A 13,756-nucleotide genomic window follows, 5' to 3' on the forward strand; every position below is an offset into this window, starting at 1 on the left:
CTGTCAGGTGCCGTGCATCGCAGGGGGAGCGCGGACGACGGTTCTCGCGTGGGTGGTGCGCGCGTCGGCAGGCGGCAGCCCCGACGCGCGGTGGTCACAGCCGACGGGCCTGCACGTCGTCGAGCCAGGCGAGGACGGGCGCAGCGCCATCCTCGTCTGCGAGGCGGCGGGCTACGGCCCGCGCGCGTTCGCGGTATGCGGGGTTGGCGACGGCCTCGCCGAGCGCGGCAGCCAGCCGGTCCACCGTGAGCCGACGGTGGGGGATCGGGGCGGGCCCGGCACCGAGTTCGGTGATCCTGCGCGCCCAGAAGCGCTGGTCGGTGTACGCCGGCACGGTTACCGCAGGCACGCCGGCGCGCAGCCCGGCGGCAGCGGTCCCGGCGCCGGCGTGGTGGACCACGGCCGCCATGCGAGGGAAGAGCCAGTCGTGCGGGGCCTCGCCGATGCTCAGGATGTCGTCACCGGCGACGTCGACCTCGCCCTGGACCACCCCCCGCAGACCGGCGCGGCGGACGGCGCATCGCACGAGGTCGGCGTCGCGGGTGCCGGTGCTGCCGAAGCCGACGAAGACCGGGGGCGGGCCGGCCTGGAGGAAGTCGACCAGCGCCGGCGGCGGCCTCCACTCGGACGACGGCACGGGCCACCAGTATCCGGCCAGGATCAGGCCGTCGCGCCAGTCCTTGGGGCGGGGCAGCACGGTCGGGCTGATCCCGTGGTGGACGGGCCACCCTTCGCGCGCCCGCCGTCGCTCGGCGGCCTGCCGGCTCTCCTTGGGCAGACCCCACTCTCGGCGGAGTCGGGCGCAGGCGCTGTCGTACGGCGCTGGCGCGGCGCGCAGGGCGGCGCCGGCGATGCGGTTGCCCCATCGGCCCAGGCCGCGCGAGAGCCCCAGGAGCATCGGCGGATAGGCCGCGCTGGGCTCCATGGGCTGTAGGAAGATCCCGGCGCTCGGCACGCCGAGCCCTTCGGCGACGTCGCACCCGAAGGGCGCCACCGAGTTGACCAGCACCAGATCCGTCCCGGCGCGGGCCGCGGCAGAGGTGCCCGTCGCCGCCTGCTCCATGTAGTCGCCCAGTTCCCGCAGATAGTCGCGCATCCCCCGGGCCGGGGCGTCGGCGTCGGTCGGGGCGGAGTTGGCCAGATGCCGCATGTCGCCGGGCAACTCACGGAATTCGCAGCCGGCGGCCCTGACGATGGGGGCGTACGGCGCGTTCGCGGCGATCGCCACCTGGTGTCCATGCGCCCGCAGCCGCGCGCCCAGCCCGGCGGCCGGCGCGACGTCGCCCCGCGTACCCGGTGTGACCATCAGAACTCGCACACGTCTCTCCCTACTGCGCGTCCTTGTTTGCGATCGGCGTTCGCAAACTACATTAGCGGGCGGAGCCGTTGTCGCACAGAAGGGGTGCCGCCGCGATGGTGAGCCGGGCGGAGCAGCCGATCTGGATGAGACCCGAGTCAGTGCCGGCAGGTCGCCCAGCCGAGCGCAGCCGCGCCGAGATCACCGCGGCGGCGGTCGCCCTCGCCGACCGTGAAGGGCTGGACGCGGTGACCATGCGCCGGGTGGCCACGGCCCTCGGCACGGGTCCCGCGTCGCTCTACCGCTACGTCGCCGCCCGCGACGAGCTCCTCGAACTCATGGTCGACGCCACCGCAGGGGAGTACGAGCTGTCTCCACCCAGCGGCGACTGGCTCGCGGATCTCGTCGCCTTCGCCCGGCAGACCCGTACGGTCATGCATCGCCACCCCTGGCTGGTTCCCCTTGTGTCCGGCCGGCCCAACCTCGGCCCGCGCTCGCTCGACCTGGTCGAGCACGTCCTCGCCGTGCTCGCCGGGCACCCGGCGGCGGCCGGCGCCAAGCTGCAGGCCTTCGCCCTGGTCAACGGGATCGCCGCGCTGTTCGTGCAGGCGGAACTCGGCGGTGGCGGCGGCCCGCGCGACGGCCGGACCCTGGGGCAGTGGCAGGCCGCCCAGGCGGCGTACCTGCGCCACGTCGCCGCCCAGGGGCGGCACCCGCACCTCGCGCGGGCGCTCGCCGCGAGCCCGACAGAGGACCTCGACCCCGAGGTGTCGTTCGACCGCACCGTCTCGCGCACCATGGCCGGCGTCCTCGGCCCGGCCGCGCCCGGCCGCGAGGTCCCCAGCCCGTAGCCGGGCAGTAGGGTCGCCGGCCATCACCCACGGCCGCGACGGCCTGCCGGTCCGGCTCGCGGTGACGATGTAGCAGAACTTAACGGACGTACAAAATCTTTCGCTTGTCCTACCGCGTCGGCTGCGGCACCGTTTCCGACGGGTGCGCCAACAGACGACGGTGGGACGGTGTCATGAGCAAGTCCTGGGCATGGGCGAGGGTGGGCCTGCTGGCCCTGTTGTGGGGCTCGACCTTCCTCTGGATCGAGTTGGCCCTGCACGCGCTGACCCCGGTGCAGGTCACCCTCAGCCGTTGCGTGCTCGGCGCGGTCACCCTGCTGGTCGCCTGCCTGGCCTCGGGTCGACGGCTGCCGGGGAACCGGAGGACCTGGGGACACGTCCTCGTCGCCGCCTTCTTCTGCAACGCCCTGCCGTTCGCCATGTTCAGCCTCGGTCAACAGACCGTCGACTCGGGGATCGCCGGGGTGTTGAACGCGACGACCCCGCTGTGGTCGCTGCTGATCGGCCTCGCCGTCGGAACCGAACGTGGTCTCCAGCCCGCCCGGCTGGGCGGGCTGCTGCTCGGGTTCGCCGGGGTCGTGCTGATCTTCGCCCCGTGGCAGGCGACGACGGCGGGCGGCTGGGGCGTGCTCGCCCTCCTCGTGGCGACGGCGAGCTACGCCGCCGGCTTCGCCTACATGGGCCGCTTCCTGGTGGGCCGGGGAATCCCCACCATCTCGCTGTCGGCGGCACAGCTCATCGCGGCAAGCGCCCTGACCGCGCTGACCCTGCCGGCCGGCGGCCTGGAACCGATCGAGATCGGGCCGAAGACGCTGATCGCCGTCGTGGTCCTCGGCGTCGTCGCCACGGGCGCCACCTTCCACCTCACCTACCGGAACATCGCCGCGGAGGGTGCCACGAACACGGCGACCGTCAGCTACCTGCTGCCGGTGGTCTCGGTGGCACTGGGGGTCGTCGTGCTCGACGAGCAGTTCGCCCTCCGGACCGCCGTCGGGATGCTCGTCGTGCTCGTCGGGGTCGCCTTGGCCCGCCGACACCACCCGGCGTCGTCGACACCGGCGCCGGCCGCAGCTCCCGCCGGGGACCCGACCCGCGGCCTCTCGCGACAGGAACAGGACGTACGACAGTGACGGCACTGACGGTAACCACCACCTTCCCCGCTTCGCTGACCGCGGAGTGCCTCGTCATCGGCGTCGCCAGGGGCCCCGAGGGGCCGGTGCCGGTCCTCGGCGCCGCGGCCGTCGACGGGGCGGTCGTCGGCGCGCTGACCGACCTGCTCACCACCCTCGGCGCGACCGGTGCCGAGGGCGAGACGGTCAGGCTTCCCGCACCCGCCGGTATCGGGGCCGGACTGGTTCTCGCGGTCGGCCTCGGTGACGCCGACGACGGCGACTACGACGACGAGGCGCTGCGACGGGCCGCCGGGGTGGCCGCCCGGGACCTGGCCGGGGCCGGCAGGGTCGCCCTGGCGTTGCCGACGCCGACCGCCGACGCGGTGGAGGCGGTGGCGCTGGGCGCCCTGCTCGGCTCGTACACCTTCACCGCCTACCGCACCGACGACGGACCGGCCGCGGTCCGCGAGCTGACGATCCTCGCGGACGACCCCCGGTCGCACGCCAGCGCCCTGCGGCGCGCCGACGTGCTCGGCGAAGAGGTGAACCGGGCTCGCGACCTGATCAACACGCCCCCCAACGACCTCCACCCGGAGAGCTTCGCCGCCGCAGTGGCCGCGGCCGGCCGGACGTACGGACTGGCGGTCGAGGTGTACGACGAGGAGGCGCTCGCGGCGAACGGCTTCGGCGGCATTCTCGGCGTCGGGCAGGGGTCGGTACGGGCGCCGCGGCTGGTGCGGATCGCCCACACCCACGCCGGGGCGACGACGCGCCTCGCCTTCGTCGGCAAAGGCATCACCTACGACTCGGGTGGCATCTCGCTGAAGCCGGTCGGCGCCAATGAGATCATGAAGCGCGACATGTCCGGCGCGGCGGCGGTGTTCGCCGCGGTGCTGGCCGTCGCCCGGCTCGACCTGCCGGTCGACGTCACCGGGTGGCTGGCGCTGGCCGAGAACATGCCGTCCGGCTCCGCCCTGCGCCCGGGTGACGTGCTGCGAACGTACGGCGGCCGGACCGTCGAGGTGCTCAACACCGACGCCGAGGGTCGCCTGGTGCTCGCCGACGCCCTCGTACGCGCGGGCGAGGAACGGCCCGACGCCATCGTGGACGTGGCCACGCTGACCGCGGCCATGCGGTTCGGCCTGGGCAACCACGTGTTCGGGGTGATGGCCAACGACGACGCCTTCCGGGACAGGGTCGTGGCAGCCGCCCGGGCGGCCGGCGAGCAGGCCTGGCCGATGCCGCTGCCGGCGGAGCTGCGCCGCAGCCTGAACTCGCGGGTGGCCGACATCGCCAACTTCGGCGAACGGATGGGCGGCGGGCTGGTCGCGGGCCTGTTTCTGCGGGAGTTCGTGCCGGCCGGCGTCCCCTGGGCGCACCTGGACATCGCCGGCCCCGCCTTCAACGAGGGCCAGCCCCACGGCTACACCCCCGACGGCGGCACCGGGTGCGCGGTCCGGACCCTGGTGCGGCTCGCGCAGGACACGGCGATCGGAGGTGTCCGGTGACCCTGCGGCCCGTCGCGACCGACGAGGCGCCCCCGCCGTTCGGCCACTACGCACAGGCGACCGTCACACCCGACGGCACGATCTGGGTGTCCGCGCAGCTTCCGGTCGGCGTCAGCGCCCACGCCACCGTCGCCGAGCAGGCGCGGCAGGCGCTGTCCAACGCGCTGTCCGTCGTCCGGGCCGGTGGTGGCCGCAGCGACACCGTCGCCAGGGTCACCCTCTATCTCACGGACATCGCCGACTGGGCGGCGGTCGACGCCGCCTTCGCCGCCGTGTTCGGCGAGCACCGGCCCGCCCGAGGAGTGCTCCAGGTCGCGGGCCTGCACCACGGCTTCCGGGTGGCTGTCGACGCCGTCGGCTGGCGCGTGGGGGGCCGATGAGAGTCCTCTACCAGGTCGACGCCTTCACCCGCACCGCGTTCGTCGGCAACCCCGCAGGTGTGGTGCTGGCGGCCGAGGGCCTGACGGATGCGCGGATGCTCGCGGTCGCGCGGGAGCTGAACAACTCCGAGACAGCCTTCGTGCTGCCTCCCGACGGCGCGGACCACGACGTACGCGTGCGGTTCTTCACGCCGACGACGGAGGTCCCGACGTGTGGGCACGCCACGGTGGGAGCGCACTTCGCCCGGGCCGTCGAGTACGCCCTGCCGTCGGGCTTCCTGGTGCAGAAGACGGGCGGCGGGCTCCTGCAACCGGTGGAAGTCCACCGCGACGGCGACCGGGTGCGCATCGGCATGCGGCAGGGCACGGCCGTGTTCGGGCCGGAGCTCGGCGGCGGCCAGATCGACCGGCTGCTGCGGGCCCTGGGTGCCGACCCTCGCGATCTCGCCGACGACGGCCCCGTCCAGGTCGTGTCCACCGGGCACTCGAAGGTGCTGGTGCAACTGCGCGACCGGGGCGTCGTGGACGGTCTGCGGCCGGACCCGGTCGCGTTGACGGCTCTCAGCCGCGAGGTCGGCAGCAACGGCTACTTCGTCTTCACCCGCGCCACCGGCGAAGAGCACCTGCTCACCTGGTCCCGGATGTTCGCGCCCGCGATCGGGATCGTCGAGGACCCGGTGACCGGCAACGGTCACGGCCCGCTCGGGGCGTACCTGGTGCGCCACGGCATCGTTCCCGCACCGGGCGGCCGGCTGCGCTTCACGGGGCGACAGGGGTCGGCCATGGGGCGGCCCGGCGACGTCCACGTCCGCGTCGAGATTCGGTCGGACGGAGAACCTCTGGTCTCGATCACCGGCGACGCCGTGACGGTGTTTCGGGCGGAGCTGCGGGCCTGACCGGCACGCGCCTTGACCGACCGTCACCTCCGACGCGCCGGCGGGCAGCGGCAGCCGGATCGGCGCACCGGCCGGGGCGCCGCCGTCCTCGCGGCGGCGGCGCGGGCCCGACCTCCGTGGCCCGTCGGCCATTTTGCGCAGGGAAAGACGCCGCGGGCTCAGGGGTGGCCGGCGGCCCGCTCGCCCGCGGCAACGGCGAGGAGGCTGTCCAGCATGGAGCGGGCGGCGCTGATCCGTTCGATCTCGTCGGTCATGCGCTGGCGCTCACGGCCGAGTCGCTCCCGGCAGTCGTCGAGAAGCAACGTCTCACCGTTCAGGCAGGACAGGATCTCACCGATGACGTCCAGGCCCAGCCCCGCCGCGAGTAGCGTCTGGACGTGCTGGACCGTGCGTACGTCGGTCTCCCGGAAGATCCGGTATCCGCTCCGCGTCCGCTCGGGCGTGAGCACGCCCCTCTCCTCGTAGTACCGCAGCGCCCGCACACTCACGCCGGTGCGATCCGCCAGCTCCCCGATCCGCACGAAGCCGTACCTCTGCCCTTGACTCTCACGCCGACGTCAGACTTTAGCGTTCGGCCCATGAACCGTCTCGCGATCCTCATGTTCTGTGTATTCAGCATCACCACGGGCGAGTTCGTCATCGCGGGGATCCTCCCCGAGGTGGCCGCCGACCTCCACGTCTCGGCGGGGACGGCGGGGCTGCTGGTGACCGCCTATGCGATCGGGATGACCATCGGTGGGCCGGTGCTGACCGCGCTGACGACCCACATCGACCGGAAGCGGCTGATGCTGGCCCTGCTCGTCGTCGCGGTCGCGGGGAACGCGGTATCGGCCATCGCGCCGGACTTCCGCGTGTTGCTGGCCGCTCGGGTGGTGACCGCGCTGATCACCTCGACCTTCTTTGCACAGGCCGTCGTTGTCGTCGTCCGCTCGGCGGCGCCCGACCGCGCCGCCACCGCGGTCGCCAGGCTCGCGCTCGGGATGAACCTGGCAATGGTCCTGGGCGCACCGCTGGGCACGGTCATCGGCAGGACGTGGGGCTGGCAGGCCACGTTCGCTGCGATCAGTGCGGCGTGCCTCCTCGGTGCCGCGCTCGTCGCCGGGTTCATCACCGCGCCGCCCGAGCCGGCCCGCTCCTCGGCCGTGGCCGAGTTCCGGGTGCTGGGCCGGCGGGCGGTGCTGCTCGCCTTGGCGGTCACCGCCGTGGGCAACGTCGGAGTGCTCATGGTGTTCAGCTACCTCGCCCCGCTGCTTACCGACGTCGCCGGTCATGCCGCGGCCCGCCTACCGGTGCTGCTGCTCGGCTACGGCGTCGGTGCCACGATCGGCGGCCTGCTCGGTGGGGCTCTGTTCGACCGGCACCCCCACACAGCTCAGCCGATCCTGCTGGGTTGCCTCGCGGCCGTGCTCGCCCTCGCCGGGGCTGCCGCGACGAGCCCCGCACCCAGTGCCGTGGCGGTGGTGGTGATCGGCGCGCTGGGCTTCGCGATCATCCCGGGCATGCAGACCCGCGTCATGTCCGCCGCCCGGGACGCTCCCACCCTCGCGATGGCCGTGAACGCCTCCGGCTATCAGGTCGCCGCGGGCACCGCCGGCCTGGTGGGCGGCACGATCGTCGACTCGACCGCCGGGCCCCGAGCGGTCTACCTCGCGGCCGCCGGTCTCACCCTCGGTGGGCTGGCGTTGACCTGGCTGACCATCCGCGCCGCGCGCCCGGCCACGAGGCAGCCTGCCGCGACGGGGAGCTGACCCGCGCCGCGCGCCCGACCACGAGAGGACCCGCTGCGACCGGGAGCTGATCCGGTCGCCACCAGGGACCGCTGCCGGCAGGGCGGTCCGGCCGTGACGAGGACGAGGACGGGGGCCGGGCGCACGGGAGCGCCGTCCGGACCCGCGCCGATCGGGGCGACGGCGGCGCGAGGGCAGACGGCCGACTGCCCCACCACACGGTGGGAGTCGCTCGCTCACACGGCGATGGTCCACTGACGTTCACCGCAATCCCGGTGAACGTCAGTGGACACAGCGCTTGGCGAAGGGAGCAATCCAGAGCGGCGGCGTCTACACCGCGACGATATCGGCGATGACGCAGGCGACATTGTCCGGCGCCCCTTCGGCCTGAGCCAGACCGATCAGTTGCTGCACTGTGTGTTCGGGGGCGGTTGCTGCACTCAGCGCCGATTGCAGGGCGGCACGCCCGACGACGGCAGACAGCCCGTCGGAGCAGAGCAGATACCGGTCATCGGGCAGGGCGGTGCGTAGCGCGAGGTCGGCCTCGACCTGTTGCCTGCCGCCGAGGGCGCGCAGAAGCACAGCGCGCCGGGGATGCGCGGCAGCCTGTTCCCGGTCGAGTTTGCCTTGGTCGACCTGGGTCTGGACCCAGGTGTGGTCCTGGGTGAGCAGGGACAGTTCGCCGCCGCGCAGCAGGTATGCCCGGGTGTCGCCGATGTGCACCAGGGCCAGTTGGGAGCCGCTGCGTAGCAGCGCGGTCAGCGTGGTGACCGGCTGGTGATCCTCGGTGGCCAGGGCGCGTACGGTGCGGTCGGCGGCGGTGACCGCGCCGGCCAGCAGCGTCAGCAGGTCGGTGGCAGGTACGTCGGCGAGTTCTATCGCCTTGAGAGCGTCGATGGCGGCTGTGCTGGCTGCGGCGCCGCCGGGGCCCCGCATGCCGTCGGCGACGGCCAGCAGTCGTTCGCTGGCGTACGCGGCGTCCTCGTTGCTGTCGCGTACGGTGCCGGTGTCGCAGCCGGCGGCGTAGCGGACGGCAAGGGTGGGATTCGCTTGAGACACGGTGGTGCCCCCTTCCGAGAGGTGGTTCACGAGGAAGGTGGCGAGCCGCGCGCGGGCCGCGGTGTCGGCGGTGACCTGCTGCCAGTACGCGGTTATCGCCTCAGCCGCCGCGGCTGGCTCCAGGCCGCACACGGTGCGGATCTTCGCCAGTGGCATGCCGATGCGACGTAGCTGGGCGACCAGCCGGGCCAGCGGCAGCTGCTCCGGGTCGTAGAGCCGGTATCCGGACTCCGGATCGACCGCGGCCGGCGGCAGGAGCCCGATCTGGTCGTACAGGCGCAACGCCTTCGGCGTCAGTCCCGCCGCCTGGGCGAACGCCCCGATGGTCAGCAGCTCCACGTCGACATCCTCCTCGTGCCGGCCGCAGCGACCGGCACGCACCAGGCTGGGGCCTACCCAAAGGTCAAGGTCAAGAACGTGGCGTGGCGGGCGTCGACTCGTGATGGCCCGCCTTACCGGGATGGCGTGGTGGGTGAGGCCCGTGCTGATCCCACGCCGCTGTGGCGAGGGCGGGGACGGCGTCGTAGAGCACGCCTCAACTGGTGATCTCGGTGCCGTACGGTGCGACCATCGGTGTGCCCGTCACGCGTCGGTGGCGGGGAGCGTGTGTTGCATGAGGACGGTGTCGATCCAGCGGCCATGTTTGTGGCCCACGGCCGTGAGCCGACCGGCGTGGACGAAGCCGTGACGGTGGTGCAGGGCGGCGGAGACATCGCTGCCGCTGTCGGCGATGACGGCGATGACCTGCCGGACCCCGGCCCGCGCGCAGTCGCCGAGCAGCCTTTCCAGCAGGGCGCTGCCCAGCCCACGGCCTGTCCAGCCAGGGGCCAGGTAGATCGTGTCCTCGACGGTGTGTCGGTACGCCGGCTTGGGACGCCATGGACTGGCGTAGGCGTACCCCACGGCCTCGCCGCCGATCTTCGCGACCAGGAACGGCAGGCCGCGCCCGGACAGGTCGTCGAGCCGCTGCCGCCAGTGGTCGACCGTCGGTGGCACCTCTTCGAATGTGGTGACCGTGTCGGTGACGTAGTGGGCGAAGATCGTGGTGACGGCGTCCAGGTCAGCGGGGGTGGCCGGGGCGATGGCGACTGCTTCGGCGGGCATGACATCCGTCCAATTTCTCTATAGCGAATCTAAAAGCTACCATAGCGAAATGATGGATCTCGTGAAGCTGGGAGGTCGTATCCAGGCGCTCCGGCTCGACCGTGACCTCACCCTGCAGGCGCTGGCCGCCGCGGCGGGGGTGAGCGTCAGCATGCTGTCGTCGGTCGAGCGCGGGCAGAAGGCGCCGACAATCGTCGTGCTCGCCCGCATCGCCGACGGGCTCGGCGTGCCGCTGACCGCGCTGGTCGCCCCCGCCGACGACCAGCGGGTCGTCGTGCGCCGCGCAGCCGACCAGGACGTTGTCGACGAGCCCGGTGGCTGGCAGCGCACGATCCTGACACCGGTCGTGCCGGGGGTGAACTTCGAGTGGATCCGCTCCACGCTGCCGCCCGGCTGCGACGCCGGCGAGTTCCCCGCCTATGCGCCCGGGTCACACGAGTTCGTCTCGGTCCACAGCGGAACGCTGAGACTGGCCGTCGGGGAAACTGTCGTGGACCTGGCGGCCGGCGATTCGGTGTACTTCGCCGCCGACGTCTTGCACGCCTACGCCAATCCAGGCACCGAGCCGTGCGTCTACTACGTCGCCGCCCTCATCATGCGCTCCCGGGCTGCCGGATCGCTCCCATGAAGACGGCTCGGCGCAGCCGTGGCCGACCGCGATGCCGATATGCCCCTGCCGCCATGGCGATGCGTCGATAGTAAGGGGGGCCCAGTTCCTCAGGCATCCGGACGGCGTGTGGTTTCACGACGGGGTTCGCTGTCGACGCGGACGCCCTCCTTGTCGAAGATGACCAGCTCAGGTTTCATGCGTTCTCCGTTCTGGTGAACACCGGGGCGAGGGCGATCGTGAGGAATGCGGCGCCGAGCAGGCAGGTCGCGGTCCAGCCGCCGACCGTGTAGGCGAACGGTCCGGCGGCGGCGCCGACGACACCGCCGAGGGTGTAGCCGGTCATGTAGACGGAGGCGAGGCGGGCACGGGCGTCGTCGATGCCGTAGACGACGGTCATGTTCAGCAGGTGGGTGGCGTTGACGGCGGTGTTCATGGCCAGGAGCCCGATGGTGAGCCAGGCGAGGTGGTGCCCGCCGGCCCACAGGGCGGCGAAGGACGCGGCACCGATGGCCAGCGCCACCGTGGTCAACCGATCGGGGTCTGTTCGGTCGGCGGCGCCGCCGAGAGGGCGGGCGGCGACTGCTCCGGCGGCGCCGACCAGGGCCAGCAGTCCGATCTGGGCGGGGCCGTACTCGTAGGGCGGTTCGGTGAGACGGAAGGCGACCGTCGACCAGAACACGCCGAAGGCGGCGAAGGAGCAGGCCCCGATGAAGGAGCGTCGTCGCAGCAGGCGGTGGGTGCCGGCGAGTCGGAGGGCGGCGCGCAGCTGGGCCCGGTAGGGGAGAGTCAGGTCTGGGGGAGCCGGCGGCATGACGCGGGTGAGGACGACGGCCAGGAGCAGGGTGACGACCGCCGCCGCCGCGAACAGGGCCCTCCAGCCGGCAACCTGCGAGACCAGACCAGCGACCGTACGGGACAGCAGGACGCCGGTGAGGCCACCGGTGAGCATCGTCCCGATGGCGCGTCCGCGTTCATCGGGTGCGGCCAGGGCCGCGACGTAGGGAACGAGGGTATTGACGACGGCGGCAGCGGTGAGCCCGATGAGTGCCCCGGCTGCCAGGAGGACGCCGGCCGTGCGGGCGGCGGCGGTCAGGGCGAGGGCCGCGGCGTCGGAGCAGAGCAGGACCGCCAGGAGGGGGCGCCGGGGAACGATGTCGCCGAGTGGGACGACGAGGACCAGGGCGAGGGCGTAGCCGAGCTGACCGACGGCGATCACGTGGTCGGCGGCGTGCGGGCCGAGGGATCGGGATACCTCCGGCAGGAGAGGCTGGCAGTAGTAGAGGTTCGCGATCGTCAGTCCGTAGGCCACCGCGAGTAGCCGGACAGTCTTGCGGGAGACGGCCCGCGGAGGTCGAACCGTGGTCACCCGGATGACCCTAGGAGCATAATTGGGCTGCTTGTAAGATCCACTTTCATGGCAGGCGAGTGGCCCAATCCTGGGATGGACCTGCACCTGGAACTGGACGCCGCCGAGGGGCTGCGCACAGGGCTGGAGCGGGCGCTGCGGGAGGCGGTACGGTCGGGACGCCTGGCAACCGGGACGCGGCTACCGGCGACCCGCAGACTCGCGGGGGACCTGGGGCTGGCGCGGGGCACGGTGCGGGCGGCCTACGACCAACTCGTCGCCGAGGGATATCTGGCCGCACGGCAGGGCTCGGGCACCGTGGTCGCGCTGCCGGCGCAGGCGGCGTCGGCGCCCTCAGCCACACCGGCGGCGACGGAGCAGTCCCGGCACGATCTGCGCCCGGGGAGTGCGGACGCATCGGCGTTCCCGGTTGCGGCGTGGCTCGAGTCGTCGCGACGCGCCCTGAAATCGGCTCCGGCCGACGCCTTCGGCTACGGCGATCCGCGAGGCCGCCCGGAACTGCGGGCCGCGCTGGCCGGATACCTGGGGCGGACCCGAGGCGTGTCGGCCCACCCGGACTCGATCATGATCACCAACGGCTACCTGCAGGGACTGACGCTGCTCGCCGCGGTCGTCGGTGGGACGTTCGCGATGGAGGACCCTGGTGTCCCGATGCACCGCGAGGCGGTCCGTCGCTCCGGCGCCCGGGTGGTCCCGCTGCCAGTCGACGATCTCGGCGCCCGTACCGACCTCCTCGGCGGCCTGGGCGCGAACGCGGTGGAGGTCACCCCGGCCCACCAGTACCCGACCGGCCGGACCCTCCACCCCGACCGGCGGCGCGCCCTGCTGGACTGGGCGCGTTCGTCCGGCGGCCTCATCGTCGAGAACGACTACGACGCCGAATTTCGCTATGACCGCAAGCCCGTCGGCGCGGTGCAGGGCGCCGCCCCGGACCACGTGGCCTACCTGGGTACGACGTCCAAGACGCTCGGTCCGGCCCTGCGGATCGGCTGGATGGTCCTGCCGCCCCGCCTGATCGCTGCGGTCGCCGACGCCAAACTGCACACCGACCACCACACCGAGCACCTCGGCCAGCTGGCACTGGCCGACCTGATCGCCCGCCACGGCTACGACCGTCACATCCGCACGTCGCGCCAGCGGTACCTCCGCCGCCGCAACCAACTCCGCCACCGCCTCGCAGGCTTTCCGATGGCGCTGACCGGCATCGCCGCCGGCCTGCACGCCCTGGCCCTCCTCCCTCCGGACGGCCCCACCGAGACGGACATCCGGGCGGCAGCGCAGGCCCACGGACTCGCCCTCGGCTACCTGTCGGAGCGCAGCGAACTGCCGTCCACTCGCCAGGGCGTCATCATCGGCTACGGCCGTCCCCCCGAGCACGCCTACACCCTGGCCCTCAACGCCCTGACCGCGACGTTCGCCGCCTGCCCTCGGCTGTCTCCTGGGAACGCGACTGGGCGCGCCTGACCGGATGGAAGCGTTGGCTCGTGGTGACCGGCGCCCAACACGCGTCCTTCACCGACATCGGGCTCCTCGCCGAACAGGTCGGCCTCGACATCGGCGCCGACCTGCCCGCGATCCGCGCCGTGAAAGTCACCCGCGCGTACGTGCGCGCATTCTTCGACCTGCACCTGCGGCACGCGAACCATTCCATGCTGGACGGGCCGTCGCCTCGCTACCCCGAGGTCACGTTCTGCGTACCGGACACGAAAACCTGCCGGTAGCAGTTGCATCCGGCGTCGCCGTGGACGACGTCCAGGGCGACGCCGGGCGGCGTCGAACGCCGTACGCCGGTTCGGGCGAAGCCCCGCCACCTGCCACCAGCGCCGGGAACCCGTGGGGGCACATC

At 72.7% G+C, this 13,756-nt stretch carries 14 protein-coding genes; 9 read left to right on the forward strand and 5 right to left on the reverse strand.

Annotation, left to right across the window (positions count from 1 at the left end; translation table 11 throughout):
* Positions 1–94: 94 nt before the first annotated feature.
* Positions 95–1,318 carry a glycosyltransferase gene (locus ACGF7U_RS16990; protein ID WP_393107497.1) on the reverse strand — a complete coding sequence of 408 codons (1,224 nt, stop codon included), beginning with the start codon at positions 1,316–1,318 and terminating at the stop codon, positions 95–97.
* A 125-nt stretch (positions 1,319–1,443) separates the two neighbouring features.
* Here ACGF7U_RS16990 and ACGF7U_RS16995 point away from each other — a divergent pair, with 125 nt between their 5' ends.
* The 5 genes from ACGF7U_RS16995 to ACGF7U_RS17015 all read left to right on the forward strand — a co-directional run bounded on the left by ACGF7U_RS16995 (position 1,444) and on the right by ACGF7U_RS17015 (position 6,044).
* Entirely contained in the window at positions 1,444–2,148 is a 705-nt protein-coding gene (locus tag ACGF7U_RS16995; protein ID WP_393107500.1) for a TetR/AcrR family transcriptional regulator, read from the forward strand.
* A 173-nt stretch (positions 2,149–2,321) separates the two neighbouring features.
* Positions 2,322–3,278 carry a DMT family transporter gene (locus tag ACGF7U_RS17000; RefSeq protein ID WP_393107502.1) on the forward strand — a complete coding sequence of 319 codons (957 nt, stop codon included), beginning with the start codon at positions 2,322–2,324 and terminating at the stop codon, positions 3,276–3,278.
* Positions 3,275–4,768 carry a leucyl aminopeptidase gene (locus ACGF7U_RS17005; protein ID WP_393107504.1) on the forward strand — a complete coding sequence of 498 codons (1,494 nt, stop codon included), beginning with the start codon at positions 3,275–3,277 and terminating at the stop codon, positions 4,766–4,768. The genes ACGF7U_RS17000 and ACGF7U_RS17005 overlap by 4 nt, the downstream gene beginning before the upstream one ends.
* Complete coding sequence (locus tag ACGF7U_RS17010) at positions 4,765–5,148, forward strand: RidA family protein (protein WP_393107506.1); 384 nt, start codon at positions 4,765–4,767, stop codon at positions 5,146–5,148. Before ACGF7U_RS17005 ends, ACGF7U_RS17010 begins: the two co-directional genes overlap by 4 nt.
* Complete coding sequence (locus tag ACGF7U_RS17015) at positions 5,145–6,044, forward strand: PhzF family phenazine biosynthesis isomerase (RefSeq protein WP_393107509.1); 900 nt, start codon at positions 5,145–5,147, stop codon at positions 6,042–6,044. The genes ACGF7U_RS17010 and ACGF7U_RS17015 overlap by 4 nt, the downstream gene beginning before the upstream one ends.
* A 158-nt stretch (positions 6,045–6,202) precedes the next feature.
* Here ACGF7U_RS17015 and ACGF7U_RS17020 read toward each other — a convergent pair whose 3' ends face one another.
* Positions 6,203–6,565 (reverse strand): MerR family transcriptional regulator, encoded by a 363-nt coding sequence (locus tag ACGF7U_RS17020; RefSeq protein WP_393107511.1) that lies wholly within the window; start codon positions 6,563–6,565, stop codon positions 6,203–6,205.
* Positions 6,566–6,622: 57 nt separating this feature from the next.
* On the opposite strand from ACGF7U_RS17020, the gene ACGF7U_RS17025 reads away from it, so the two are divergent.
* Positions 6,623–7,792, forward strand: coding sequence for an MFS transporter (locus tag ACGF7U_RS17025; protein ID WP_393107513.1), 1,170 nt, complete (start codon positions 6,623–6,625; stop codon positions 7,790–7,792).
* A 309-nt stretch (positions 7,793–8,101) separates the two neighbouring features.
* Here the strand turns inward: ACGF7U_RS17025 and ACGF7U_RS17030 are convergent, their stop codons facing one another.
* Both ACGF7U_RS17030 and ACGF7U_RS17035 read right to left on the reverse strand, forming a co-directional pair.
* Complete coding sequence (locus ACGF7U_RS17030; RefSeq protein ID WP_393107515.1) at positions 8,102–9,169, reverse strand: MerR family transcriptional regulator; 1,068 nt, start codon at positions 9,167–9,169, stop codon at positions 8,102–8,104.
* Positions 9,170–9,412: 243 nt separating this feature from the next.
* Positions 9,413–9,934, reverse strand: a complete 522-nt coding sequence (locus ACGF7U_RS17035) for a GNAT family N-acetyltransferase (protein WP_393107517.1) — start codon at positions 9,932–9,934, stop codon at positions 9,413–9,415.
* A gap of 49 nt (positions 9,935–9,983) precedes the next feature.
* On the opposite strand from ACGF7U_RS17035, the gene ACGF7U_RS17040 reads away from it, so the two are divergent.
* A complete protein-coding gene (locus ACGF7U_RS17040) occupies positions 9,984–10,562 on the forward strand; it encodes a helix-turn-helix domain-containing protein (protein WP_393107519.1) in 579 nt (192 codons plus the stop codon).
* Positions 10,563–10,737: 175 nt separating this feature from the next.
* Here the strand turns inward: ACGF7U_RS17040 and ACGF7U_RS17045 are convergent, their stop codons facing one another.
* Entirely contained in the window at positions 10,738–11,910 is a 1,173-nt protein-coding gene (locus ACGF7U_RS17045) for an MFS transporter (RefSeq protein ID WP_393107521.1), read from the reverse strand.
* A gap of 48 nt (positions 11,911–11,958) precedes the next feature.
* Here ACGF7U_RS17045 and ACGF7U_RS17050 point away from each other — a divergent pair, with 48 nt between their 5' ends.
* The gene (locus tag ACGF7U_RS17050) at positions 11,959–13,374 is read left to right on the forward strand and encodes a PLP-dependent aminotransferase family protein (protein WP_393107523.1); all 1,416 of its coding nucleotides are present in this window, start codon (positions 11,959–11,961) and stop codon (positions 13,372–13,374) included.
* A 20-nt stretch (positions 13,375–13,394) separates the two neighbouring features.
* Positions 13,395–13,631: a hypothetical protein gene (locus ACGF7U_RS17055; protein WP_393107525.1), complete on the forward strand. Its 237-nt coding sequence runs from the start codon at positions 13,395–13,397 to the stop codon at positions 13,629–13,631.
* Positions 13,632–13,756 lie beyond the last annotated feature (125 nt).

The sequence above is a fragment of the Micromonospora sp. NPDC047670 genome (assembly GCF_043204915.1).
GTDB lineage: Bacteria > Actinomycetota > Actinomycetes > Mycobacteriales > Micromonosporaceae > Micromonospora.

Bases quoted from the DNA above. Each gene is read 5' to 3' on its own strand.
- ACGF7U_RS17015 (WP_393107509.1), top strand. From the start codon at position 5,145: ATGAGAGTCCTCTACCAGGTCGACGCCTTCACCCGCACCGCGTTCGTC.
- ACGF7U_RS17025 (WP_393107513.1), top strand. From the start codon at position 6,623: ATGAACCGTCTCGCGATCCTCATGTTCTGTGTATTCAGCATCACCACG.
- ACGF7U_RS17050 (WP_393107523.1), top strand. From the start codon at position 11,959: ATGGCAGGCGAGTGGCCCAATCCTGGGATGGACCTGCACCTGGAACTG.
- ACGF7U_RS17000 (WP_393107502.1), top strand. From the start codon at position 2,322: ATGAGCAAGTCCTGGGCATGGGCGAGGGTGGGCCTGCTGGCCCTGTTG.
- ACGF7U_RS17035 (WP_393107517.1), bottom strand. From the start codon at position 9,934: ATGCCCGCCGAAGCAGTCGCCATCGCCCCGGCCACCCCCGCTGACCTG.
- ACGF7U_RS16995 (WP_393107500.1), top strand. From the start codon at position 1,444: ATGAGACCCGAGTCAGTGCCGGCAGGTCGCCCAGCCGAGCGCAGCCGC.
- ACGF7U_RS17040 (WP_393107519.1), top strand. From the start codon at position 9,984: ATGATGGATCTCGTGAAGCTGGGAGGTCGTATCCAGGCGCTCCGGCTC.